Here is a 24,374-nt window from a genome sequence, read left to right on the forward strand (position 1 = left end):
ACCTCCATTTTCTCATAAAACTATTGTATTAATTATTTCTCTACCACAACATAACTTCCGCCTTTATAATGTACCTTTGACTTATCATACCTAAAACCCTCATCCTTAAAGGCATTCAATAGAGTATGCATAAAAAATCCATGTGTTATGACTATAGCATCTTCCCCATCCCTACAAAGTATATTTACAAAACTTTTTGCACGTTTTTTAGTATTAAATCTGCCTTCAATCTGTCTTTCAATATTAAAAAACCACTGAAGCCGTCCTGCAAAATTACAAAACCACAATGGCAATCTAATCTTTGAATCAAAAGCAGACCTTAAAGGTACCTCATCTATCAATCCTGTTTGTCTAAGGTGGGTTTGTCCGAATATACTTATAGCAGTCTCTCTACTTCTTGATAATGTACTTATATAAATATTTTGATGATTAAAATGCGGGAAATTTTGCTCAGTGTGTTCGACAAAAGCCCTATCGTATTCTTTACAAGCATTATCAAATTCGTCTGAGGTATACCATTTTTTCCATATATATTCTACTTTTGAATGTCGCATAATAATTACTTTCATGATACCTCCCGAATAAGTTATAGCAATTTCGACCGCTCTACATTGTTTTTATGATAAAATTATGATAAAACAACGATATAAAAGGAGGTGGCATTATGATTAATATTCGCCCAGTGTCCGATCTCAAAAATAATATCAAACAATACTCTGCAATCATAAACTACATCGAGCATAAACTTGATGAAGCAGATGAGGTCGCAGAGAATTCCGACGTCCGTTATTCTGCTTCGAAGGTCTTTGGAAAAGTAAGGAGCAGGATAAATGCGCGTAAAAAAGAATAACCTGTTTTTTGGAGAGAGTAATCATTTGGCAAGCACCTCATACGCCTCGCGGTTCTTTTCAATGAGGCGCTTTGACAGCGCAAGAATATCTTCATCTGATACAAACTGTTCTCTCAGTACCTGATTATACTCAATCAAAAGGTATCGCGGAGAATTGTTTTTAAGAATCACTACTGAACCTTTCTCATCGACCATACGAGCTATACAGGAAAAGTTCCGGTTTGCTTCCATGATGGAAACCGAATTCTCAGTATTCACGTTCATTAATAGAACCTCCTGTCTATTTTATAATTTTATTAGGCGTTTGCGAAACGCCAAAAGCCTTATAAATACGACACTTTTTTGTTACTGAATATAAAAATCTCCTCTAGACTTGTGATATAATGGAGTTGCAACAAACATAAATCACATCCCTAAAGAAGACATTACTATAATATCACAAAAACAACTCTCTTTGGCAGATATTTTTGAAGATTGTAAAGATATTTTTGAATCTGACAAACCTCATTTTCTTACCCTGCTCGAAAATCACATTGACCTTGATGAAATTATTCCGTTTTCTTTTTACAATCATTATTATGCAGCCACAGGTAGAAATCGAAAATATCCTTTGACTGCTATGCTTTGAGCTTTAATCATTCAACGCCTGTTTTCTATTCCTACTGATTCTCTTTTACCGGTCTTCCGTCATTATTCCAGACATCTTAGAGAATTCTGCAGCTTTACCAAAGTTCCTGATGCCTCTAAAATAACTCGTTTTAAGCAGGATTTTTTATTGTACTTACAATCTGTTTTTGATAAGCTTGTTGATATAACTGAACCGATATGTCAAGCTATTGATAGCAACCTTGCTTCTATTCTTTTGTTTGACACTTCTGGTGTTGAAGCTTATGTAACCGAAAATAATCCTAAATATGCCAATCGCATTATCAAGCAGCTTAAATCCTATGCAAAATCTATGAATTTTGATAGTTCTTATGACCCTTATAAGGTAGCATACGCTTCTATGCCCACATCAGCTTCATCAAACCATGAGGTTAAACAGCAGTACATTAACAGACATTTCTGCTACGCTTACAAGTTCGGTATTATTACCAATGGACTTGGAATTGTTCGTTCCATTTATTTCTATGATAAGGATTATCTTGCTTACCATCCTGACATTGTAGTTGAAAAGAAAGCAAAGTCTCCGGATAAAGACAAATCGCTTGCTGATTCCAAAGCTTTACTTCCTACCTTAAAGGATTTTAAAACAAGGCATCCAGGTATTAAACCATATATATTCCTTGGTGATGCAGCCTTTGATACCATTGAGATTTACAAATCACTTTTTTAAGATTTAAATTTCCAAAAAGTATTTATTTCTTTAAAAGTTAAGCTCTCAATGGATAATATTAAATATACATTCAATGAAAATGGTATTCATTGTCGCCCTCCTGATTCTTCACTTCCGATGAAACGTGAAGGAAGTAAATCCCATTTAAGGAGCAAGCTGTCTACAATAAAGTTTGTTTCTCCAAAAATGAAATGGGAATACAACTGACAAGACAAGTCCAAATTGATATTTATTTCCGATATTTTTTGACAAAATATTGCAAATATAAAAGGGGTTTTCCTTATCATGATCCGTTCTACTTTTCACTGTTGTTTTTTCTTACTAATTATTCCTTCACTCTGTTCTTTCCATACAGATATTATTTATATTCAAAAAGGCCAAAATATATTGATAGATAAATGGCCTTTTCTTTGTTATTTATATTTTCTCATTCATCCAAGAAAAACGTTACATACTGACAAAACAGCAGAAATTATAGCTAGTATTTTGATTATTTGTCGTTCATTATCTTTCATAAGCTGATTTTTGTACACATTAGGTAACCACATAAATACTACCGTTATAAGCCATGATACACTTACTATTATTCTCAACATAATATCCCTAACCTTACTGTGGTTTTATCCAATAAAAAGTCGCTAATGGTTGTGGTACTAATGTGTATATTCCCCTTATAATTACACCTCTCCCCTCATTTTTTAAAGCAATCAACTCTGCAGATACACCTAAAGCTGTTGCTACAATTTTAGAAACAAGCGGTTCAGGTATCCAAGTAGACAATGCAACTCCAATACCTGTTCCTGCCACTACTTTATTACTTAAATTATTATCTAAATATATCTCAAAAAGGTTAAATGAAAGCCACTTTACTTTGGTTACACCACTATTTGAACTTCTCATAAACATTGCCGGAGTATTTTCAACAATTGTTATAGTGTCACCATCAGCTAAAACGCTAGCATAAACGCCTCTCTCTTCCATCTTTTTTTGTACATAATCTACATACTTATCAGTAATCCTAACGCTTCCATCTGAATTTAATTCCAAGTACCCGGAAGTCACCATCTCATAATTTTCCGGGACAAGATTGTAATTATCGTCACTCGCCACCATTAATTGGTCATTATTATCAGATTTATTCTCCATCGCAAAAGCTGAAAAGCTAAAACTAAATAGCATAACTAGAACCATCAAAACACTTGTAAAAAATTTAGTCAACTTCTTCATATTACTCCTCCTCTAATATACTTTTTATAATTCAAATTTAAAAACATTTCATGTCCTAATAACTCTGAAAATTTTCTCAGTTTTTATACCTCTGAGGATTGTTATAGTTCATAAATTCCACCTCCTTACTTTCTTTATAATGGTCTTCCACTATTGCAAGCGGAACACCTATAACTTTCTTTTCCATCCAAATCAAAAACTTGATACATACAAACTCCTAAAGCATTTGCTATATCGTTTGCAATTTTTAATGTAGGAATTGTTTTTTCAGTTTCTATTTTACTGACTCGTGATATTCCTATTTTCTTACCTATATCAAAAAAAAATTTATTCCCCTTACTGTAAACTTTCTACTATTACAGAAATTAATGCCAAACATCTCTTATAGAAATATTTATAATGCAATTCCTTGATGATATCTATTTTATTAATTTCATGATGCCTTATTCGATACGAGTTCCCTGTATCCGTCAATAATTTAAATTCATTATCAAACATTTTTTTGATATGTTCATTCCCGTAACTTATATCATTAATGATTTTTTCTGCTGATTTTTTCTTATCCAAAGTAGAATAATAAGTCTTAATTCTCTCAAACGCATCCCAGATTTTTTCAACAGCATAGGAGTACTCGCCTTTATTGTATAAATCTTCGGCTATCCTTATTAACTCTTCAATACCAGCTTCATTAATATTTGTTGAATCATCGAGTCCGATTGCTTTATTGCTTGTAGAATGTACTTCTCCATTTCTGAGCTCTACATTGATATTATTTAATTTAAAAATGGCATTTATCTCATTTCCAAATTGTGAAGATTTTGTAGTGTGCCTATTAAAACTTTCAATAACATCAAACACAGTGAATGGTGAAGTACCTTCTTTAAAATCACTAAATTCATTTATTTCTACAAGTTCACTTCCCACATAATGTTTTGGAATATAAAACTTAGTAATATCCTCTAAAACTAAGTCATTTATTGATTTGTAATAATTAAAATTGGTTTCAGATGTAAACATGAATATTTCGCTATATTCATTCATTACCTTAAAAAGTTGATATCTCGCTGCATTAGGAAGCTTAATACTGTTTTTTTTGCCAGTTATTAATGCCTTGTTCCTTTCTGAAAAAGGAATATACATACTTGGTTTCTTAATATATGTTCTCCAGCTAAACACATCTCTTCCTGATAATTTGCTTGTGGCAGCTATCTCATATCCATCTTCTTTGAGTAAAGCATTTATTCTTTCTAAATATCTTTCCCAAATCCCATTTTCATCTCTTACTTCCGGATGAAATACTTCGCAAATAAAATTAAGTAAAATATAATCTTCACCATCAAACAGTTGAAATCTTTCGTCTTCAAATATCCAGTTATCTGGATAATCGCCATTATGTATATGCATTGTAATTTCTTTTTCTGCATTATCAACTCTAGAATCTTGGCTTTCCCAATCTGCTAGGTTATACAGTCTTTTTAAAAAATCTACAATTTCAAAACGACCATAATAAGGATAATATATAGTCTCTGTTGTTAACCAATTATCTTCTGTTATTCCTTTTTTGAATAAATCAAAAATATCTCGTCTTGTAATACCTGTAATTTTATTCAAAATATAATCTCCTCATATTAAATTTTTATACATTCCACTATTTCTTCAATATCACAATCCAAAGCATTGCAAATTCTAAGCAAAACATCCGTAGTTACATTTTGCCCGTTCTTCATTTTGTAAAATGTACTTTTACTCACTTTTGCCTTTTCCATCAATTCATTATTTGTCATATCTAAATCAATGAGTTTTTTGAACAATCTTTTATAACTAAAAATCCTCATTCTTATCCTCTGTTTAAGAAAACTTTATTTATTGTATTATACCATAAAATATACTTTTTTCATAAATATATTCTTCTTAATCGAACTCAAACATGCAGAAAGGAAATATGCAGAAAAATAGCCGGTGTAGTCAATCATATAATCAAATTCCTCATGCAGTAAATTAAGGCTGTCATTGTACATATAAGCATCATAGAGTTTATCCAATGCACTAAGGATTACGCACGAAATCAGCGAGTTTCGCAATTACCTATTGTAGTATTTTTTAGCATAACACTTCAAGGATATATAATTGTCTGTATGTCTGCAATGGATCTTTTTCATATTCGACTAAGTGGTTCCATATTTCTCGGTAACTACCTTTCCCATAATACAATTACAAACTGCAATAACCTGCAAAATGTGGTTGTAATCACCTACATTTTAGGTCTGCAACTTTCTACATTTTTATTTTACAATAAACATTAATTGACTTCTAAAGTCATATCTCTGATTGTTTTCGACAAACTTTAAGAGCTTTAGATATTCTGCTTCACTACGCAAACTATCTTGTTTTACAAGCTACAAAATGTTATGAAAATCATTTATTTGCATTTTTACCTTCTTCTTTTCTCCAAACAAAAAAGGCGGTTAGATTTTACTCTAATCACCTTTTGATTCTATAACCTTGTTTATTCTATTTCATTACAACCCATTTACCTGATTTGGTAGAGCCTTCTCTTTTAATCTTACCGTCTGCTCTTAATTTTTTTATGTGATAACGAGCTCCGTCAAAAGAAACATTTAAATGTTCCGCAATTTGTTTTGCTGTAATATTTGGCTCCATCATCATCAATTCAATAATTCTATTCGATACGGATTTCTCAATTTTTATTTCTTGGGTAGTTTCTTGGGTAGTTTCTTGGGTAGTACTACCATTAAACACCTTTAAAAACTCTGAATTTATACCCATAACTGCGTTAGTATAGTTATCTTCTTCATTGTCCGGATAAAACTTAAGTTCAGGAGAACCATTTTCTAATAGTGCATCTTTTGCTCGCCTTATGCCCGATCCGTAAGACTCTATCAAATTTAATGAAAAGAACATATCTTTAAGTTCTTTATTAAGATACTGCCGTCTATCAAAACTTCTATCCCTATTAAGAGCTTCGATAGTTACAGGAGGAAGTGGTCTGTTATGGTTTACAAAAGAAATTCTATCCTTGTAAATATATATTCCTACATATTCAGGCGTATCATATTCTTTATGCAAAATAGCATTAGTAGCAAGTTCCTCAAATGCTGTGAGCGGATAGTTGTAGATAATCTTATGCTCAATTTTATCAGCTTCCCTTATGGTGTATGAAGCCATAATATTATCTTCAAAATACTTGCTGACTTGTTTTGCCTGTATCCAAACCGGCCCATCAAATCTTTTTGATTCCATTTTATCCGTTCCGTCAATTTCTCTTATGATTTCAACATGGGCGTTTGGAATAAATTTATTTGGTGTTTCCGCAAACATCAGCACAGCAAAATTTTTAGCTCTATAACCACCATACTCACTTTCACTGACAAGTCCCATACTCTTTGCCATATCCAGCTTAGACATTTCTCTAATATCTTTCTTCGCTCCCGTCTGAAGCAGATATTCTTTCATATATTCATAGCTTAAATCATCTATGGTAGCTGTACCGTTCAAATTGGAGCTAAAAGAAAAGTTTGCAAATTTCTTCAAAAGTTCAAATTCTTCGGTTGGGTTTGGTAGTCTTGAATCTCTGCCGACTCTGATATATCTTCCTGCCTTTAGCCTAATTTCTTTATCCTTTTCCGCCCTTTCACTCGTTTGAAACGGTCCGTTACTACCACTCTCTACTGCAATGACAATATAATATTCATCATCAATTTTGTCCGTAATAATGTGATAGTTTATTTTAGGGTGGATATTGGAAAGCAGAGATTTTAATTCATTTTCAATACCTTCAATTTTAGATTCTTTTATACCTTCTATCGGTCTTTTAGGAATTGCCTTTTCTCCCGTTTCTTTATTATAAACTTCTTCAATTCCAACAAACAACAAGCCTATCTCATTGTTCATATAGTTATTGGCAAAGGCACAAGCAGTTTTTAGAATTTTATCTTTAAAATTTGCCGACTTTTTATATTCGATAAAACTGCTTTCTATGTTTTGGTTTTCAAGAATGTTATGAGCTATTCTCTTTATATCTAAAAGCTGCATAATACCTCCTTTTCAAAAAACATTCCAATATATTATAGCACTTTTAGAGTGTTTTTACTATGAAATTAATTGTCTCTTACTTTATCATATATGGCTCCCTTGTATGATTTTATTGAGTTTTGTCACCTTGATTTTACCACAAATGGACGCTCTTTATCATTCACTTAATAAGCAAATTGTAATATTGGGTAAAAACACAGTAATAATGAACACTTTCATAGTGTTACTACGAACAATTTAGGTTAAATTTATATCAATTATAGCAGCTCTTATATCAAGAATAACTTTCCACCTGTTCTACCAAATCTAATATAAGCTCAGAAAAGCTCTCTGCAATTTCCTCAAAGTCAGCATAGTCATTATTATATCCACGTACCTTACCGCTTTCCAAGTCTATGAATACTATGCTTCCATCACCTAAACCTCCGATAGGAAATGCTTGCCCATGTTCACATTCGCTCATATACTCCTCGTATGCTTCTTCAAAGAATGTATAGTTTTCTTCAAGCTCCTTCAAGTCAAAAATCCACGGTTCCGCCAAATAGCAGCCTCCCAGATTAAGAAGTAGCCAACGATACTCTGACGGTATGAAAACATAATTTGATTCAAACTTCTTTATATTATCTTCAGGCTCCGGTCGGATACCATTGGTGAACACACATGCTTCGTAAGCCGCCTTGATCCTGTCAAAGTGTTTTTCTAAAACAAAATTACACATTTTTACATACCTCTACTCAATTTCTTGTCAGCAAGCACACCCCTTCCGCATGCCTCGTATGACAAAAGCAATCAAACACCATCCCCTTCTCAAATCCATACCTCTGCCTTTTAAAGCTTTCCAAATCCCTCGCCAGTGTCTCAGGGTTACATGAAACATATACAACCTTCTTTGGCTTTAACCTACCTATCGCAGCTATAAACTCCTCTGTAGAGCCTGTTCTTGGGGGATCTAAGATCACCACATCTATCTTCTCCCCTGCTGCTGCCAAATCGTTTATAAAGTGTGTTGCATCTGCATTATAAAACTTCACATTCTTTATATTATTTATCTTGGCATTGGTGATTGCATCTTTGTGGGCATCTTTGTTAAGCTCAACAGATATAACTTCCTTTGCAGATTTTGAAGCTATAAGCCCGATAGTTCCTATTCCCGAATAAGCATCAAGAAGTATCTCATTGCCCTGCAAACCGGCATACTCTATCGCTTGAGAGTACAGCTTTTCGGTTTGCTCTCTGTTTACCTGATAGAATGACTTCGGTGAGATTTTGAATGTAAGTCCACAGAGTTCATCTGTGATATAGCCCTTGCCATACATCACTATTTCCCTGTCACCAAGTACCATACTGGTGTTTTTATTGTTTATATTTTGAACTATTGTGGTTATCTCGGGATGTTCTCCTCTAAGTACCTTTATAAAGGCATTCTTATTTGGGAATATTACATTTGAGGTCACCAAAACCACCATGATCTGACCGCTTTTCTTTCCTACACGTATCAGTACATGGCGCAAGAAGCCGAAGCCGCTGTCCTCGTCATATGCCTTTATTTTAAATGAAACACACATCTTTTTGATGGTCTGTATGATACTTCCCGCCTTCTCATCTTCAATCAGACAGTTTTTTGTATCCACCACTCTATGCGAGTTTTTTTCATAAGTTCCTGCAATGATTTTCTTGTTTTCAAAGCCGAAAACCGCACTTACTTTGTTCCTATAATGATAGGGATTGCTCATGGAGACAATCCCGTCAAATTTGCCATATTTTTTTATCAATGAATTTGCTGTGTCAAGTTTCTCCTTGACATGCTTATTATATGAACTGTTTATATAATCGCAGCCGCCACATTTTTTGGCGACTGCGCATTTTAGCTCCTTAGAAGCTTTTATATTTCTTTTGTTAATTCCTTCAGCCATGCTTTCTCTTCTTCATTAAGTCCATAGGATATAGCCTCGTAGACTTCTCTCTGATATTTGTTATAAAATTCAATATCCTTCTTTGTCATCACTTCCACTAAGAGCGGCTCGCTGTCAATAGGTGCCATGGTAAGACTCTCAAATCCGAGGAAACCTTCCTGCTTTTCCACCACATTCATCAAAATTTCCATTCTGATACCATGCTTACCGCTTATATATACTCCCGGCTCATCACTCATTATCATACCCGGCTCAAACTCAAGATTTCTAAATAAATCTTTGTTTATCTTGTTTCTTATAGATGTTGGTGCCTCATGTACAGTATTTACAAAGCCAACACCATGTCCGGTGCCGTGATTATAATCAAGTCCATGCTCCCAAAGTGCTTCTCTTGCCTTTATATCAAGGCATAAACCTATAGCACCTCTCTTAAATGTAGTATTTAAAAGTCTAAGCATACCGATGGTTACCAAAGTATAATGAAGCTTCTCTTCATAGGTATTTTCTCCAAGAGAAATTGTTCTGGTTACATCTGTGGTACCGTCCTTATATGTAGCACCCGAGTCAAACAGATAAAGTCCCTTTGCTTCAAGTTTTTTTGCAGTCTCATACTCCGCTTCATAATGAACTATCGCACCGTTCTCTGCATATCCTGATATGGTTGGAAAGCTTAAATCAAGGAAGAGATTATCCTCTCTTCTTAAATTGTCAAGATAATCTGATGCGGTCTTTTCTGTGAGATTAGCACCGTTTTTCATCTGCTGCTTTATCCAATACATATACTTAGCCATATATACACCGTCTCTGATATGAGATTTCTTCATATTTGAAACTTCAACATCATTTTTGATGTTTTTCAGATATGTCACAGGGCTTAATACACTGTAAAGTTTATTTGCATTTTCTTTTTTGCTTATTGAAATAAATGTCTTATAGCTGACATCCGCCTCATCAAACATTATCTGCTTATTTTCGATATCTGCCACAGTTTCATCAAAACTGTCATATGGCTTTATATCTATTCCGTTACCTACCAGATATGTTCTTACCTCATCACTTAGCGCCTCTTCCTGAATAAATAATGTAGCCTTGTCACTCTCAAGTATAAAATAAGACAGGAAAAGCGGATTGCATTTTATATCAAAGGCTCTAAGATTAGTTAGCCATGCAATATCGGATAATGAAGATACTATCAAAAGATCTCTACCCTTCATCCTTTCTCTTACTTCACTAATCTTTTTTGCCGCTGATTTTCCGGCATACTTTTCTTCAAGTATAAACACTTTTGTATGTGGCCTCTCCGGTCTGTCAGTCCAAACCTCATCGGTGATTTCTTTGCCGATTGCAAGCTTAACTCCGTTTTTTACAACCTTGTTTGCAATGACCTTTCCTTCCGAGAAGCTTAGAAGTGAACCGTTAAATCCGAGTACTTCATCTTTTTTCATCTTTTCTTCCAAAAGTTCATCAAGATTAGCTACTCCCGGCTCTCCCATTTTCATAAGAGTTATTCCGCTGTCTTTGAGCTCACTTTCCGCCTGTAAAAAGTATCTTCCGTCTGTCCAAAGATAAGCTTCTTCCTTCATTACAAGGAGTGTACCCGCACTTCCTGTAAAACCGCTTAAAAATCTCCTGCATTTGTCATATTCTGTAGGATATTCACTTTGATGTGCATCAGAAGAAGGGGATATCCATGCGTCTATCCCCTCTCTTTGCATTACTTTTCTTAAATCAACAATTGTCTGTTTCATAATGCTCCTTTTGTAAAAGCTCTGTATATTACAGAGCTTTTACTTATATATATTAAGTATTTATAAAGCCAAATTTTGCCAATGCATTAAAGACTCCGTCATCCGCTATATTGTCGGTAACGTAGTCTGCATATCCTTTTAACTCCTCTATTGAATTGCCCATGGCTATACCCAGACCGGATTCCTCTAATATCTCTTTATCATTCATAGAATCTCCGAATGAAACCGTATCTTTTAAATCGATATCAAAGTAATTACATAGGCGTTTTAGTCCTTCCGCCTTGCTTGCAACCTTTTCTACAACATCGGCTCCGAACATTCCGGCAAAGAGAGGCAGTTTCAAAGTAGGAAATTTCTTTTCTATATCCTTTGCACCTTCAACCGGTCCTATATAAGTCAATGTTCTTATAGGCAGGTCAAATAATTCTTCAGCCGGATAAAACTTTCTGAAATGTTGTCCCCATCTTTTAATATCATATGCATCAATTATATGCGGATTGAAAAAATAATCCTTATCTTCAAGGGTAAGCCCTATAGAGCATTCCCTGCCTTCTACATATTTTGCCAGGCCTCTTAAAACATCCTTATCAAAGAAATGTTCAAAGATTTTTTCTTCTCCCACCTTTACCAAGGTACCGTTAAGACCGATCACAGCATCAGGCTTTACTATATCAACGAATTGCCTGCTGTCACTATTTTCCGGGTTTCTACCTGTAGCAAGGACTATGATATGCCCTTGCTCTCTTAAGCTTTCTATAGCTAAAAGAGCTGATGGGGTTATCTTATAGTCTTTATGATTAAGCAATGTCATATCAATATCAAAACTGAAAATCTTTTTATTTTGCATTATCCAACCTTAATTTACTCAAATGCCAAATATCTCTTACATATTCTTCTATAGTTCTGTCGGATGAGAACTTACCTACATTTGCAGTCTGAGTAAGTGCCATCTTTGCCCATCTCTTCTTATCTCTGTAAGCTCTGTCAACCTCTTCATGAGCCTTGGCATAACTTCTGAAATCCTTCAATATGAAATATGTATCGGCTCTGTCATGACCGCTATTCTTTAAGAGTGAATCATAAATCTCTCTAAACTCCTCAGTGTTGTTTGGAGAATAGAATCCGTTTACAAGCTGCATAAGTACTGTTCTAATCTCACTGTCACTGTTAAAAATAACCATCGGATCATATTCATGATTCTTCTCATATGCAATAACTTCATCTGAAGAAAGTCCGAAGATAAATGCATTCTCATGACCTACTTCTTCAACTATCTCAACATTGGCACCGTCCATAGTTCCTATAGTAGGTGCACCGTTAAGCATAAACTTCATATTTCCGGTACCTGAAGCCTCTTTACTTGCAGTAGAAATCTGTTCACTGACATCAGCCGCAGCAAAGATTATTTCGGCATTTGATACCTTGTAATCCTCTATGAATACAACCTTTATCTTATTATTTATACTCTTATCGTTATTGATAACATCAGCAACAGAGTTTATAAGCTTAATTGTCTGCTTTGCTCGTCTGTATCCTGCCGCCGCCTTGGCACCGAATATAAATGTTCTCGGATACATATCGAAATTATCATCATTTTTAAGCTTATTATAAAGATACATTACGTGTAAAATATTTAAAAGCTGACGCTTATACTCATGTAATCTCTTTACCTGTACATCAAAGATAGAATCGGGGTCTACATCTATACCGTTATGTTCCTTGATATACTTTACAAGCCTTAATTTATTTTGATACTTTATCTCCATAAACTCGGCCAAAGCTGTTTCATCATCCAAATAATCCTTAAGACCTGCCAAAAGCGGTAAATCAGTAATAAACTTGTCTGTTCCAAGCTTCTTTGTAATCCAATCTGTTAAGAGAGGGTTTGCATGAGCAAGGAATCTTCTTTGAGTAATACCGTTAGTCTTATTGTTAAACTTATCAGGCATCATCTCGTAGAAGTCTTTCAGCTCCTGATTTTTTAAGATTTCTGTATGAAGTCTTGCAACACCGTTTACGGAAAATCCTGCTACAATAGCCATATATGCCATTCTTACCTGTCCGTTATAAAGTATTGCCATGTTCTTTTCTTTTTCTGCAAAGTTGTGCGGATATCTTGCTCTTATCTGCTCTACAAATCTTCTGTTTATCTCATCTACTATTTGATAAACTCTTGGAAGCAGTGATTTAAACAAGTCGATAGGCCACTTTTCAAGTGCTTCCGCCATTATTGTATGGTTTGTATATGCCATACACTCTGTAGTTATCTTCCAGGCATCATCCCAGCTTAATCCTTCCTCATCTAAGAGGAGTCTCATAAGCTCAGGTATTGCTACTGTAGGATGAGTATCGTTTAACTGGAATACCACCTTCTTCGGTAAATCATGTATATCGCTGTGATTTTCTTTAAACTTGTCAAGCGCTCTTTGAAGGCTGGCTGAAATAAAGAAATACTGCTGCTTTAATCTAAGTTCCTTACCTGCATAGTGATTATCATTTGGATAAAGTACCTCTACCAATGTCTTTGCAAGATTCTCCTGCTCAAGCGCTTTTTGATAATCTCCCTTATCAAACTGCTCAAGGCTGAAGTTTGTAATAGCCTCGGCATCCCAGATACGAAGTGAATTTACCATTCCGTTCTCATATCCGAGTACAGGCATATCATAAGGAATTGCTCTTACAGAACCGTAGTTTTCCTGTATGAACTTCTCCTTACCGTCTACATTCTCTACTCTAACATTTCCACCGAATTTTACAATATAAGAATATTCACTTCTCTTTATTTCAAAAGGATATCCGTTTTTGATCCAGTTATCCGGCACTTCCTTTTGATATCCGTTCTCTATTTTTTGCTTAAACATACCGTAGCGGTATCTAATGCCGCAACCGTATGCAGGATAATTAAGAGTTGCAAGAGAATCAAGGAAGCATGCGGCAAGTCTTCCAAGACCGCCGTTTCCAAGAGCAGGGTCACTTTCCTGATCCTCTATATCTGTCAGGTCAAATCCCAGCTCATTTAAAACTTGTGCAACTTCTTTTCTTGCACCGAGATTTATTATATTGTTGCCGAGGGCCCTACCTATCAAAAACTCCATTGACAGATAGTATAGAATTTTTGCATCCTGAGCGTCATAAGCCTTATGTGTAGCTATCCACTCATCTATAATGGTATCTTTTATGGCGTAGGAAAGAGCATAGAAAACCTGCTCTTTACTCGCCTCATCTATAGTTTTTCTGTATAATACCTTTACATTATCCTCTATAGCTTTTTTTAATTCCTTAGCGTTCATCATCGTAAGTATATCTAACCTTTCTTACTTACTCCAAGGGATGTATTTTCTCCGTTCAAGTTCCAATCCTTAGTGTATCCCTCTACATTGTTATATACTATCTCATCTGCCAATGTGTCGTTCTTGATTACTGCTTCATTTTTCTTTATTATTTCAGCAATTCTCTCATTTCCTGTCTGTGAAAGCACGATATGATCAACTACCTCAAATCCCGCTTCCTTTCTCATTGTCTGAATTTTTGAAATAAGCTCTCTTACAAAACCTTCTTCAATAAGTGCTTCATCAAGTCTTATATCAAGTACAACTGTAGTCTTATTGTCTGCCTCAGTTACAAAGTCATCATTCTTTGCAGTTTCGATAAGCAAATCTTCTCTTCCAAGGCTTACCTTTTCACCGTCAAAATCAAAGTCTACACTTCCGGTTTCATTCAAAGACTTCATAGCCGCATGTCCGTCAAGTGAAGCAAGTGCCTCTTTTATCTTACCTAAGAGTTTACCGTACTTAGGACCTACTGTCTTTAACTGTGGCTTAAATGAGTAGCTAACAAATTCTTCAACATCATCCTTAAACTCTACAGCCTTGACATTTAACTCATCCTCTATAATCTCTACATAGAACGGATCAAGTACAGTCTCAGCCTTAACATACATATTTCCGATAGGCTGACGGTTCTTTATATTAGCTGAATTTCTTGCAGCTCTACCAAGTACTACTATGTCAAGTACTTCGTCCATGCTTATCTCAAGGTCATTGTCGATAAACTCTTCATTGACAGTCGGGAAGTCTGTCAAGTGGATACTTTCAGGAGCATTCTTATCTACGCTTCTTACAAGATTTTGATAGATTTCTTCTGTCATAAAAGGTATCATAGGTGCAGCTATCTTTGAAAGAGTTATAAGAGCTGTGTAAAGTGTCATATAAGCATTTACCTTATCCTGCTCCATTCCCTTTGCCCAGAATCTCTCTCTACATCTTCTAACATACCAGTTACTCATATCATCTGTGAAGCTTTGTAGTGCTCTTGCAGTCTCTGTTATCTTATAGTTATTTAAATAGTCATCAACTGTCTTTACCAATGTATTAAGCTTTGATAAAAGCCACTTATCCATTACACTAAGCTTGTCATACTCCAAGCTGTACTTTGTAGGGTCAAAGCTGTCGATATCTGCATAAAGCACATAGAATGCATATGTATTCCAAAGTGTACCGAGGAATTTTCTCTGTCCTTCCTCAACGGCCTTGTCATGGAATCTGTTTGGAAGCCATGGTGCCGAATTCACATAGAAATACCATCTGATAGCATCTGCACCGAACTTGTTAAGTGCATCCATAGGATCTACGGCATTTCCCTTTGACTTACTCATCTTTTGACCGTCTTCATCCTGTACATGTCCCATAACAATAACATTCTTGTACGGAGCCTTATTAAATATAAGTGTAGATATGGCAAGAAGTGAATAGAACCAACCTCTTGTCTGGTCTACAGCCTCTGAAATAAAGTCGGCAGGGAACTGCGCCTCAAACTTCTCATGATTTTCAAAAGGATAATGATGCTGTGCAAAAGGCATAGATCCTGAATCAAACCAAGCATCAAGTACTTCAGGAGTTCTTTTCATCTCCTTACCGCACTCCGGACAGGTGATTGTCACAGCGTCAATATAAGGTCTGTGAAGCTCTATATTGTCAGGACAATTCTTTGACATAGACTTTAACTCTTCAATACTTCCGATACTGTGCATATGTCCACATTCACAAATCCATACGTTAAGAGGTGTACCCCAATATCTGTTTCTTGATACTGCCCAGTCCTGAATATTCTCAAGCCAGTCACCAAATCTTCCCTTTCCGATACTCTCAGGGATCCAGTTAATTGTATTATTATTTCTTATTATGTCTTCTTTAACCGCAGTCATCTTGATATACCAAGACTCTCTTGCATAGTAGATAAGCGGTGTATTACATCTCCAGCAGTGTGGATAGCTGTGCTCAAATACAGGTGCATCAAAGAGTTTTCCGTTCTCTTCAAGATCTTTTAATACCAGTTTATCGGCATCCTTTACGAATACGCCTTCCCACTTTGTTTCCTTTGTAAGATTACCCTGTGCATCTACAAGCTGAACAAAAGGAAGATCATAGTTTCTACCTATTCTTGAGTCGTCCTCACCGAATGCAGGTGCTATATGTACTATACCTGTACCGTCTGTAAGAGTAACATAGCTGTCACATACTACAAACCATGCTTTACCCTTTACATTAAGTCCACTCCAAAGAGGCTCATACTCAATACCTTCAAGTTCCTTACCCTTGTAAGTTTCAAGTACAGTATAGTCCTCTTTTAAAACAGTTTCAACCAATGCACTTGCAAGAACATAGGTGTAATCGCCATGTTTTACCTTAACGTAGTCTTCTTCCGGATTTACACAGAGAGCCACATTACTTGGTAATGTCCAAGGTGTTGTTGTCCATGCAAGGAAGTATACATCCTCATCCTTTTTCTTAAATCTTACTATTGCCGATCTTTCTTTTACATCCTTATAGCCTTGTGCTACCTCATGGCTGGAAAGCGGTGTTCCACACCTTGGACAGTACGGCACTACTTTAAATCCCTTATAAAGGAGTCCCTTATCCCAAATCTGCTTTAGAGCCCACCACTCAGACTCTATATATGAGTCATGATATGTAACATATGGATCATTCATATCAGCCCAAAAACCTATAACATCTGAGAATTCCTCCCACATGCCCTTATATTTCCAAACCGACTCTTTACATTTCTCTATAAAAGGTGCAACACCGTAGTTTTCTATCTGCTCTTTTCCGTTAATTCCAAGCTCTTTTTCAACTTCTATCTCTACAGGAAGTCCGTGGGTATCCCAACCTGCTTTTCTTGGAACCTTATAGCCCTTCATAGTTCTGTATCTTGGAATCATATCCTTGATAACTCTGGTTAAGGCATGTCCTATATGCGGCTTTCCGTTTGCTGTTGGCGGTCCGTCATAGAACATATATGTAGGAGCATCTTTTCTGTCTTCAATACTCTTCTCAAAAATATGGTTTTCACGCCAAAACTTTTCAACTTCTCTTTCTCTCTCTACAAATTTAAGGTCTGTAGGCACTTTCTTATACATAAAAAATCCTTTCTTTGTAAGATGATTATATAAAAAAAGCCTGCCCTGTAACAGGACAAGCCAAAACTTATATACCACCTTTACAACATACTATCATATGTGTTCCTATAACGGGGAAACCGGCACATCCTACTCTTAATTCAGATTGCAACTCAGGAGTGATTTTCATCCATCGCTCCGTATCGGTCTCACACCGTCACCGACTCGCTGAAACTTCTGCCAAGGATTACTCTCTCCGTCTTCGTTTTTATTTTATAACCGGTTAATATTATAATCACTTGTATATATTATGTCAATGGCACAAAGGCTTTAAATAAGCTAAATCAGAGTAATGGCACAATAAAATTAGTCCAGATATAACTTACCGGCATTGCTATGATCAAAGCAGGTATCATATCTCCTGTAGGGAAATCTTTAAGTCTTAACATTCGAAATCCTATAGCCAAAAGTATTATTCCGCCTACGGCCTTAAAGTCATCTATCATTACCGGTGTAGTATATGGAACAATCAGACCGCCACATATAAATAAAATAATATATAGAATAAACTGAGGTATTGCAATAAATGATACCACAGGACCAAGTAGACATGCAAAAATCATTGCTGTAAAGATATCCAGTATTGCTTTAGCAATAAGTATTGTATGGTCACCGCTCATACCTGAGACCATTGCACCGTAAATACCGGTTCCTCCTGCACAAAACAATAATATAATAGTAAGTAAAGTGCTGTCAAATTCCTCATCGGATATATCACTTTCCTTTTCCTTCATAAACTTGAAAATAATACTTTTCATACCCATTCCAAGCTTCGTTACCAGATCACCAAAATGCATCAATATACCTATTATACTTCCTATTACTACAGCCAGTATAACTGCAGGCATATTTTTCATCAGTATGATACTTGAAATACTGATGGCAAAAGCACAAGCTCCAAAGATCATATTGAGCTTTTCCTTAAAATCCAAGCTCATATGCTTTCCAAAAACAGTTCCGATAATTCCGCCAATAAATACACATAAGCAATCGGTTATTATTCCTATCGGCATATTTATTCTCCTCTCAATTAATACTTTCATATCATAATCCATATATAAATATATGTCTAATTCATTTATAAAACATTGTGACAGCATAGCTATGCATATTAGTTATATCATCCATTCCATTTTTTCTGAATAATAAACAGAAATTTTTGTCTAAAATCCGTGTTTTTGTAACCTAAATTTTTTATAAATATATTAGCTTTGTTTTTTATTTATTATTTCCTTTCTTTATATTTTTTTTATATTTTTTCCATATTATAGACACAATTATTTTTTATATTATAAGAGCATTAGCGATGGCTAGTGCAGGTTTCAGAATTACTGGAACTACAAAGCTTTTTCATACTCATACCGGACAGTTTAACTGTCCGGCCCCCCTAAAAATGTTAAAACCACCTATTCCCAAGGTGGTTTTTTTATGTTTGAAGCATCAAATAAAGCTATTTTAATATACTAAATGCAGTAAAATATTGAAAGTATTTTCACAATTCTAATGCTGCACTAAAAAAGAGGAGCTTAGATATCTAAACTCCCCTTTTTAAATCAATATTATGCAGTCATTGCAATTTTGCCGTCAACAACTTGAATAACCTTAGTTGGGCACTTTGCCGCACACTTTCCACAATTTGTACATTTGGAATAGTCTATGAGTGCTACATTTCCGTTCATATGTATTGCGTCATCCTCACATGCCTTTACACACATTGTACATGCAATACAACCAACCTCACATACCTCTTTTACAGCTTTACCCTTATCCTGTGAATTACACTGTACAAAAGTAAATGTCTCATACGGTACCAAGTCTATAAGCTTCTTAGGACAGGCTTCAACACATTTTCCACATGCTACACATTTCTCTCTGTCCACCAACGCAATACCGTCCACTATATGTATAGAATCAAATTCGCACACCTTTACACATGATCCGAATCCCATACATCCGTAGCTGCAGGCTTTACCGCCCTGTCCCGGTACGTTCATAGCTGAATTACAATCTGTAATACCGAAATATGTAAAGTTTTGTTTTGCCTTATCGCATGTTCCCTTACACTTTACAAATGCAACCTGCTTTACAGACTCACCTGCACTCACACCCATTATCTCTGCGATAATATCTGCAACCGGCGCTCCTCCAACAGGACATTTATTTACAGGTGCTTCACCTGCCGCAATAGCCTTTGCAAGACCGTCACAACCGGGATATCCGCAACCACCGCAGTTGTTTCCGGGCAATGCATCTCTTACGGCTATTTCTTTTTCATCCACTTCAACTTTAAACTTCTCACTGGCAACACCAAGTAGGAGACCAATAAGAATACCGACTATACCAACTACTGCCGCCGCAATAATTACTCCATTCATATTCTTTCCTCCTAAATAAGTCCCGAGAATCCGGTAAAGGCAATTGCCATAAGACCTGCTGTAATAAGTACAATAGGCATACCTGATACTACATGAGGTATATCATTATTTTCAATTTTCTCTCTGACACCTGAAAGCAATACTATCGCCAAAGCAAAACCGCTTGCAGTACCTACGCCGTATACAAGGCTTTGTGCAAAATTGTATTCCTTTGCAACATTGTCAAGAGCAACACCCAAAACCGCACAGTTGGTTGTAATAAGAGGAAGGTATACACCTAGAGCCTCATAAAGTGAAGGCATATTTTTCTTTAATACCATCTCAACAAACTGTACCAAAGCCGCTATAACAAGAATAAATACAATTGTCTGTAAATACTCAAGTTTAAGCGGAATCAAAATATGTGTATAAATAAGGCTGGCCGCCATACTTGAGAGAGTGATAACGAATATAACCGCTGCTCCCATACCTACAGAAGTCTCAGTCTTTTTTGATACACCGAGGAAAGGACAAAGTCCCAAAAATCTGCTAAGCACCACATTGTTTACCAGTGCCGCACTAATTAAAAGTAAAATCAGTTGAGTCATTATTTACCCTCCCCTGCATTAGCTGCATTTTCCTTCTCAGTCTTTGCCTTAGCAAGAGCCTCTTCTTTCTTTCTCTTTGCCTCAAGTTCCTTTTCTTCTATATCCTTATCAATAGCATTGTGATTGTGTGCCTTACTTTCACCAAAGCATGCCGAACAGTTTCCGCCACAAGCTATATCGGATGACATACCTGTATTTGTTGCACTGGGTGCCTTAAAGTAATTTTGTAAAGCAGATAAAAGTGCAAGTACAAAGAACGCACCCGGAGCAAGTACAAGTATTGAAATAGTAAAATCGGTAGGTATTATCTGATTGTTGTTAGGTAAAGCAATAAGTCCCTTAAATATAGTTCCGGCACCGATAAGCTCTCTTACAAAAGCTATGCAGGAAAGTGAAAGCGTAAATCCGATTCCCATTCCAATTCCGTCAAAGAAAGACGGAATTGCAGGATTCTTTGAAGCATAGCTCTCCGCTCTACCAAGAATAATACAGTTAACAACTATAAGCGGTATATAAATACCGAGTGATTTATAAAGTTCAGGTGTGTAACCCTGCATCAAAAGCTGTACCACCGTAACCAAAGATGCAACGATAACTATAAACGCAGGGATTCTTACTCTGTCGGGAATTATATTTCTCATTGCAGAAATAATTAAATTTGAAAACATCAAAACGGCTGTTGTAGAAAGTCCCATACCAATAGCATTTACTACAGATGTTGTAACCGCAAGTGTAGGACACATACCTAACATCAGAACAAAGGTAGGATTTTCTTTGAATATACCGTTATATAAACGCTCTAAACTCTTGTTCATATTTCCTCCTTATTCCAATATTGAGTTAAAGTAAAGTGCCGCATTGACAGCATTGGTAACAGCTGTACTTGTGATGGTAGATCCGCTTATAGCCGATATCTCATCATCTGCACTTGCAGCACCCTTTACAAGCTTGAATTCTTTTGTGTTTTTATTTGCATACTGACCGTAGAAAGACTTTTCCGCCGCTCTCATACCAAGACCCGGTGTCTCTTCCAGTGTGAGGAATGTTATTCCGACCACAGTACCGTCAGACTTTATACCTACGGATATTTGTACTGTACCGTTATATCCGTCTTTTGATGTTGATGTTATAACTCTGCCTATATTGTTTCCGGACTCATCCTTTGCGGTAACAACCTCATCAATATTTGAATGTCCGAAGCCCTTACCTGCAATCTCATCTGCAGTTTCTGCAATCTTTGCCGTATCGGCCTCATTTTCTTCAAAGTCTTTGGCTTCCGGGAAAACAACAGCATAAGCTTCATTCTTTGCCGCTTTTGCCGCAGCCGCTATAGGAGCCTTTGTTATATCGTATACAAATCCCAGTACAAGGCCCGAAATAAGGGTTATAGCAAATAAAATAATCGCATCTTTTACAAATCCTGATTGTTTTTTCATGCCTTCTTTGCCTCCCTTCCAAATGCCTTCGGCAATGTTGCCTTCTCTATAAGCGGAGCCACCACATTACCTATGATGATAGCGTAGGAAACTCCCTCCGCATTGCCGCCGAATAATCTGAATAAACCTGTAAGTATACCTATAAATATCGCAAAATACACCTGTCCCATTTTTGTAACAGGACTGCTTACATAATCTGTTGCCATAAAGAACGCACCGAATATAAGACCTCCGCTGAGCACATGGTATAAAACAGTTGTAGGATTATGATCACCGAATAAGAATACAAATACAGCCACTGTCGCAATATATATAAGCGGTATTCTAAGAGAAATAACCTTTCTTACCACAAGATAAATTGCACCGATAAGTAAAGCGATAGTTGAAACCTCTCCTATTGTTCCGGGTATCCTACCGAGAAAAATATTTACAAGATTATACTGCTCAAGTGCATCTGTAATTCCCTTTGCCTTTAAGAAAGCAAGAGGCGTAGGTGTAGATGATGAATCATATTTCATAGCCACAGAGCTGAAATTTGTCATACTTCCTGCAAATGATATAAGCATAAAGCATCTTGCAGCCAAAGCCGGGTTCATAAAGTTTTGTCCAAGTCCGCCGTAAAGCTGCTTTACAACAATTATTGCAAATACACCGCCAAGTATAGGCATCCAAACAGGAATCTGAGGCGGCATATTAAGAGCCAATATAAGTCCGGTAACCACAGCGGAAAAATCTCCGATAGTTACAGGCTTATTCATTATTTTTTCGTATAAATATTCAGCAAGTACACATGCAAGAACTGTACATATAACCACGATAAGCGCAGATAAACCGAACTGGAAGCAACCGAATGCCAAAGTAGGTATCATTGCAATACAAACATCCTTCATGATATTTGCTGTGGATGAATTATCCCTTACATGAGGAGATGATGAAACATTAAATTTGCCTGCCATTATTTCCCCTCCTTCTTTGCCGCTTCAGCTCTTCTCTTTGCTGCAACAGCCTGACGCATATATTTAAATCCTTGAGTAAGTGGTCTCTTTGCAGGACATACATAAGCACATGAGCCACATTCAACACATTCCATACCGTTTAACTTTTCAAACCCTTCAGTATCGTCATTTAACGCCTTATCCATCATAAGAACAGGCACAAGATAGCTTGGACACACATCAATGCATCTTCCACATTTGATACATGGTGTTTCAGGATTTTCCTCAACTTCATCTTCCACAAAAGTTGTAATTGAAGATGATGACTTGGTAACAGGAATATCAAGAGTAAACAAAGCCTGTCCCATCATAGGACCACCTGAAAGCACCTTTTTAGGCTCGGTCTTAAAACCTCCTGCCGCTTCAATAAGCTCCTGATAATTTGTACCGGTTCTTACTTTAAAGTTCTGTGGAGTAGTAACGGCATCACCTGTTATAGTTACAATCCTTCTGATTAGAGGTGTAGACTCGGCTACCGCATTATATATCGAAATGACCGTATCCGTATTGTCGACAATACAGCCTACATCTGCAGGCAAAAGACTTGAGTTTAGCTTTCTTCCTGTACAAGCAAAAATCAGTGAACGCTCACCACCCTGCGGATACTTTGTATACAGCTCCACAACCTCTATTTTTGATTCGTTTTGTACAAGTTTTTTAATTTTTGCAATAGCTTCAGGTTTGTTATTTTCAATACCTATAATACCTTTTGCATTCGGGAAAAGCCTGAGTATAATCTTTAAGCCTTCTACCAGTTTTTCAGGTTCTTCCATCATAAGTCTGTAATCACTTGTAAGATAAGGCTCACATTCCGCACCGTTTACAATGATGTAATCAATCTCATTTTCGTTCTTTGGTGAAAGCTTCACATGCGTAGGGAAAGCGGCTCCTCCGAGTCCGACAATACCTGCATCTTTCACTATTTTTCTGATTTCATCTTTAGAAAGTTTTGTATAGTCTCTTTTTTTCCCAAAACCTTCTACGGCACGATATTCCTTATCATTCTCAATGATAATAGAATTTACCATTGAACCGTTTGCCACTCTTCTGGGTTCGATCTTTTTCACTTTTCCGGACACCGAGCTTACCACATTGGCTGATATGAATCCCCCCGCCTCTGCGATGATTTGTCCGACCAGCACTTCATCTCCGACAGCCACCAAGGGTTTTGCAGGTGCACCGATATGTTGGCTTAACGGGAACACCATTTCAACTCCATTTGGTTGTAGTACCGTTATCGGATGTTCCATTGAGAGTTCCTTGCCCTCATATGGATGTACACCACCAATAAATGTAGCTAATCCCATATTTTTCTCCTCTTCTATCCGGGTAAACAAATGTAAGAAACCAGGCAGTAATTTGTGTAAAACAAGTCAAATCAATTGTCAATTTTCAGA

Annotated in this window: 21 protein-coding genes and 2 pseudogenes; 2 read left to right on the forward strand and 21 right to left on the reverse strand. The window is 36.3% G+C overall.

Annotation, left to right across the window (positions count from 1 at the left end):
* Positions 1-32 precede the first annotated feature (32 nt).
* On the reverse strand, positions 33-569 hold the full coding sequence (locus HMPREF1140_RS03535; RefSeq protein ID WP_009662404.1) for a histidine phosphatase family protein: 537 nt from the start codon (positions 567-569) through the stop codon (positions 33-35).
* A gap of 95 nt (positions 570-664) precedes the next feature.
* Between HMPREF1140_RS03535 and HMPREF1140_RS03540 the strand changes: the two genes are divergently transcribed.
* A complete protein-coding gene (locus tag HMPREF1140_RS03540) occupies positions 665-850 on the forward strand; it encodes a hypothetical protein (protein ID WP_083846502.1) in 186 nt (61 codons plus the stop codon).
* A 21-nt stretch (positions 851-871) separates the two neighbouring features.
* Here the strand turns inward: HMPREF1140_RS03540 and HMPREF1140_RS03545 are convergent, their stop codons facing one another.
* Positions 872-1,114: a hypothetical protein gene (locus HMPREF1140_RS03545; protein ID WP_035619811.1), complete on the reverse strand. Its 243-nt coding sequence runs from the start codon at positions 1,112-1,114 to the stop codon at positions 872-874.
* A 166-nt stretch (positions 1,115-1,280) separates the two neighbouring features.
* Here HMPREF1140_RS03545 and HMPREF1140_RS03550 point away from each other — a divergent pair.
* Positions 1,281-2,390 (forward strand): annotated as a pseudogene (locus HMPREF1140_RS03550) (transposase); the annotation flags it as partial.
* 405 nt (positions 2,391-2,795) lie between these two features.
* On the opposite strand, the gene HMPREF1140_RS03555 reads toward HMPREF1140_RS03550, so the two are convergent.
* From HMPREF1140_RS03555 to rsxC, 19 genes and pseudogenes are all read right to left on the reverse strand, one after another.
* A complete protein-coding gene (locus HMPREF1140_RS03555) occupies positions 2,796-3,413 on the reverse strand; it encodes a hypothetical protein (protein WP_009662430.1) in 618 nt (205 codons plus the stop codon).
* A gap of 134 nt (positions 3,414-3,547) precedes the next feature.
* Positions 3,548-3,727, reverse strand: a complete 180-nt coding sequence (locus HMPREF1140_RS14010; protein ID WP_083846504.1) for a helix-turn-helix transcriptional regulator — start codon at positions 3,725-3,727, stop codon at positions 3,548-3,550.
* A 22-nt stretch (positions 3,728-3,749) separates the two neighbouring features.
* A complete protein-coding gene (locus HMPREF1140_RS03565; protein ID WP_009662567.1) occupies positions 3,750-5,024 on the reverse strand; it encodes a hypothetical protein in 1,275 nt (424 codons plus the stop codon).
* Between the two features lie 17 nt (positions 5,025-5,041).
* Positions 5,042-5,248, reverse strand: coding sequence for a helix-turn-helix domain-containing protein (locus HMPREF1140_RS03570; RefSeq protein WP_009662651.1), 207 nt, complete (start codon positions 5,246-5,248; stop codon positions 5,042-5,044).
* 129 nt (positions 5,249-5,377) lie between these two features.
* Positions 5,378-5,461, reverse strand: a pseudogene (locus HMPREF1140_RS13485) (DNA-binding protein); the annotation flags it as partial.
* A gap of 463 nt (positions 5,462-5,924) precedes the next feature.
* On the reverse strand, positions 5,925-7,466 hold the full coding sequence (locus HMPREF1140_RS03575; protein WP_009662698.1) for an AlbA family DNA-binding domain-containing protein: 1,542 nt from the start codon (positions 7,464-7,466) through the stop codon (positions 5,925-5,927).
* A gap of 274 nt (positions 7,467-7,740) precedes the next feature.
* Positions 7,741-8,184: an SMI1/KNR4 family protein gene (locus HMPREF1140_RS03580; protein ID WP_035619813.1), complete on the reverse strand. Its 444-nt coding sequence runs from the start codon at positions 8,182-8,184 to the stop codon at positions 7,741-7,743.
* Between the two features lie 16 nt (positions 8,185-8,200).
* Positions 8,201-9,379 (reverse strand): 23S rRNA (uracil(1939)-C(5))-methyltransferase RlmD, encoded by a 1,179-nt coding sequence (gene rlmD / locus HMPREF1140_RS03585; protein WP_009662575.1) that lies wholly within the window; start codon positions 9,377-9,379, stop codon positions 8,201-8,203.
* Positions 9,349-11,127, reverse strand: a complete 1,779-nt coding sequence (locus tag HMPREF1140_RS03590; protein ID WP_009662688.1) for an aminopeptidase P family protein — start codon at positions 11,125-11,127, stop codon at positions 9,349-9,351. The genes rlmD and HMPREF1140_RS03590 overlap by 31 nt, the downstream gene beginning before the upstream one ends.
* Before the next feature lie 52 nt (positions 11,128-11,179).
* The gene (locus HMPREF1140_RS03595) at positions 11,180-11,974 is read right to left on the reverse strand and encodes an HAD family hydrolase (RefSeq protein ID WP_009662431.1); all 795 of its coding nucleotides are present in this window, start codon (positions 11,972-11,974) and stop codon (positions 11,180-11,182) included.
* Positions 11,964-14,420 carry a glycogen/starch/alpha-glucan phosphorylase gene (locus HMPREF1140_RS03600; RefSeq protein WP_009662402.1) on the reverse strand — a complete coding sequence of 819 codons (2,457 nt, stop codon included), beginning with the start codon at positions 14,418-14,420 and terminating at the stop codon, positions 11,964-11,966. The genes HMPREF1140_RS03595 and HMPREF1140_RS03600 overlap by 11 nt, the downstream gene beginning before the upstream one ends.
* Positions 14,421-14,431: 11 nt before the next feature.
* Complete coding sequence (gene ileS / locus HMPREF1140_RS03605; protein WP_009662499.1) at positions 14,432-17,545, reverse strand: isoleucine--tRNA ligase; 3,114 nt, start codon at positions 17,543-17,545, stop codon at positions 14,432-14,434.
* A gap of 323 nt (positions 17,546-17,868) precedes the next feature.
* Positions 17,869-18,627: a DUF554 domain-containing protein gene (locus tag HMPREF1140_RS03610; RefSeq protein ID WP_242822859.1), complete on the reverse strand. Its 759-nt coding sequence runs from the start codon at positions 18,625-18,627 to the stop codon at positions 17,869-17,871.
* 516 nt (positions 18,628-19,143) lie between these two features.
* Positions 19,144-19,959, reverse strand: a complete 816-nt coding sequence (locus HMPREF1140_RS03615) for an RnfABCDGE type electron transport complex subunit B (RefSeq protein WP_009662533.1) — start codon at positions 19,957-19,959, stop codon at positions 19,144-19,146.
* Positions 19,960-19,970: 11 nt separating this feature from the next.
* Positions 19,971-20,546, reverse strand: coding sequence for an electron transport complex subunit RsxA (gene rsxA, locus HMPREF1140_RS03620; RefSeq protein ID WP_007591387.1), 576 nt, complete (start codon positions 20,544-20,546; stop codon positions 19,971-19,973).
* Positions 20,546-21,361, reverse strand: coding sequence for an electron transport complex subunit RsxE (gene rsxE / locus HMPREF1140_RS03625; protein WP_009662572.1), 816 nt, complete (start codon positions 21,359-21,361; stop codon positions 20,546-20,548). The genes rsxA and rsxE overlap by 1 nt, the downstream gene beginning before the upstream one ends.
* 9 nt (positions 21,362-21,370) lie before the next feature.
* Complete coding sequence (locus HMPREF1140_RS03630; protein WP_009662426.1) at positions 21,371-21,982, reverse strand: RnfABCDGE type electron transport complex subunit G; 612 nt, start codon at positions 21,980-21,982, stop codon at positions 21,371-21,373.
* Entirely contained in the window at positions 21,979-22,938 is a 960-nt protein-coding gene (locus HMPREF1140_RS03635; protein WP_009662483.1) for an RnfABCDGE type electron transport complex subunit D, read from the reverse strand. Before HMPREF1140_RS03635 ends, HMPREF1140_RS03630 begins: the two co-directional genes overlap by 4 nt.
* Positions 22,938-24,284: an electron transport complex subunit RsxC gene (gene rsxC / locus HMPREF1140_RS03640; RefSeq protein ID WP_009662513.1), complete on the reverse strand. Its 1,347-nt coding sequence runs from the start codon at positions 24,282-24,284 to the stop codon at positions 22,938-22,940. Before rsxC ends, HMPREF1140_RS03635 begins: the two co-directional genes overlap by 1 nt.
* Between the last annotated feature and the right edge of the window lie 90 nt (positions 24,285-24,374).

Source organism: Lachnoanaerobaculum sp. ICM7 (assembly GCF_000287675.1).
Lineage (GTDB): Bacteria > Bacillota > Clostridia > Lachnospirales > Lachnospiraceae > Lachnoanaerobaculum.